The organism is Anabaena sp. CCY 9910 (genome assembly GCF_963920875.1).
Taxonomy (GTDB): Bacteria; Cyanobacteriota; Cyanobacteriia; order Cyanobacteriales; family Nostocaceae; genus Trichormus; species Trichormus variabilis.
The window spans coordinates 1-2,235 of the sequence record NZ_CAWUDJ010000100.1 but is presented as its reverse complement, the minus strand read 5'-3'; the positions used below and the strand labels follow the sequence as shown (position 1 = coordinate 2,235).

The following is a 2,235-nucleotide window of genomic DNA, read 5'->3' as shown; positions in this document are numbered from 1 at the left end:
CGCATCTTACCCATATTCTCAATTCGCCATTGGTTGATTTTATAATCTATTTCATCGCTCATCCTCACTTGCTCATTTGTGAGTTCAGGATCGATATTAAGTCCAATGGTTTCTGCAAGGAGTCTGGCAACATTTACAGTGAGCAAGTATGGGTAATCTCGAACTAATTTCCCAGAGCGAAGAAAAGCCAGTAATCCTTCAATTGTAGATAACCCTTCTTGAATATCATCTAGAAAATCCTTGAGCCATTGTTCTGGGGAAAACTCACAAAAACGAATCCAATCCCCCTGAATCTCCACCTCGTATCCTTCCTGGGTGAGAAACAAATCCCGCACAGGATTATCCCCATCGACGATTCGTAACAACCCTGGATATTGCCGATTTTCTGGATTTTTGAGCCAATCCCCCGACTTTGCTGCTTTCAACTTTGCGAGGAACTCAGGTAAAGGCTGATTCCATAGTTCCGCAGAATTGTTTGCCATAACTTCCTCAGCCGACCAGTAATGTCCCAGCCGTTCCCAATTGCCACCATTGCAAACTTCTAGCAAAAACGTTCTGTAAATGTCAGGTAGTTTAATTCCATGTTGTGCTTCTAACGCGCTCAACTTTGCTTCAGAACCAATTGGCGGATTAGTCGTAATTTGGGCATAGCGATTGCATGGATCGAATTTTCGCAATCGAGCGAGGGTAACGTGAATTCGTTCGGGAACGCTTAACCATTTTCGCAGAGGTAATTGGCAACCGAAATGACGCTCCACTGTAAAAATGTCTTGATCGTACACTCTCACCCTTCCTTGCGGGTCGTGAGAGAACTGAATTTCTAACTGAGTCAATGCCTGACACAATTGCTCTGCCTCAGCATCAGTCGGAAATAGCCCCACAAGATGGGGATGCTTGATTCTCTTAATCTCCCGATACATAAACTCACAAGCTTCAGCCTCATCCGTAAATTCAAACAGCAGTTGTTGAACCGCACCACGCTCGGTATAAACGACTTGCCAGTTATCATCTGTTTGAATCAAGCAAATCTCATCATCACCGAAGGAGCGAATCTGATACAGGCTACAACCTTCACCCCAAAGTTTAAGATCGAGTAACTCTGCATTCAGATATCTGACTTCCCACATCCACTCACCTCTTACCATTTGGTATGATTATTACTTCGCTTGTTCTGCCCGAAAAAGCCGGAGGAAGCCCCCATCAAACCATTCCCCATAGTTAAATCGCAGTTCCCCGGATAGTAGCATCTGACCTCGACAGTAGAGAAAGTAGGTTTCCTTTGGGAAATAACTGTGCAAAGGAAGCAATCCTTTTTTCAACGCCGTTCGCTCCCCATTTTGCCAGAGTCTTGCCAGGTGAGATGCTAAACAGTTCAAGAAAAATTCAGCTTTTGGTAAGGAAGGATCTGTTCCTAAAGTTACCAACTCATCTTCTCGTCCTCTCCAATCAACAGACATCTCCCAATCTTCGACGGGAGGTAAGCAGGATTCCAGCGAAGCCCAGAGAACTAACTCTAGGTACGTCGGTTCATTCACGTTGGTAAATAAGGTATTCGCATTTATCGGCATCGTAATTTCTAAAACCGTTAACAAGGCGAGCGCATTGTGATACACATTTCCTGTCACCAGTCGATATTGCTTCCCATCGGCTTCAAAGGGAATTGTATACGGGTACTGCAATTTTGCTTTTTGAAAATGCTGTAAGCAAAGCTGATGAAAGTCAGGTTGAGGTAGTGGTGGATCAAAAAACATCCAATCTAAACACAAACTATTTTTTTCTTGGCTCACAGAAGCACCATCTAAATAACGCCATAGCTTTTCAGCTTGAATGACGCAGCGTTGCAGATTTGGATAAGCAACTAGACGAGCAAGAATTTCTGGCGAGATTTCACGGTTGAGTAGGTTGGCGATCGCCATCTGATGCAGCAGTTCATATCTAATTGCAGCAACCTGGTTGGGTGTATATAAGCGTGCTTGTTCTGCAAAAAATAGTAGATATATACTCGCAACTTCCTCAATCTCAGACAAAATCTGGGGAATTAGTAAGGGTTGAGTAGGACTCGCAGCAGACGCAAAGCGTAAATTCCACTGGGTTTCATTGAGCAGTTCAATTCCCTCGATTTCTTGCAGATTGCTCCAATTTTGGGCAACTTGTATCACCTTCAATGCAGTTCCATAGGGAATACCGTACATCGGATAATAACTCCCTGGATGCCATAAACAAATCGGTTCATTG

The 2,235-nt window shown here is 43.8% G+C and carries 2 protein-coding genes; both read right to left on the bottom strand.

What is annotated here, in order from left to right; genetic code table 11:
- Positions 1-1,145: SMI1/KNR4 family protein (locus tag ACM5QX_RS29425; protein WP_414756738.1), on the bottom strand; the 1,145-nt coding region annotated here is incomplete at its 3' end.
- Positions 1,146-1,157: 12 nt separating this feature from the next.
- The coding region (locus tag ACM5QX_RS29420; protein ID WP_414756737.1) for a hypothetical protein at positions 1,158-2,235 on the bottom strand (1,078 nt) is incomplete at its 5' end.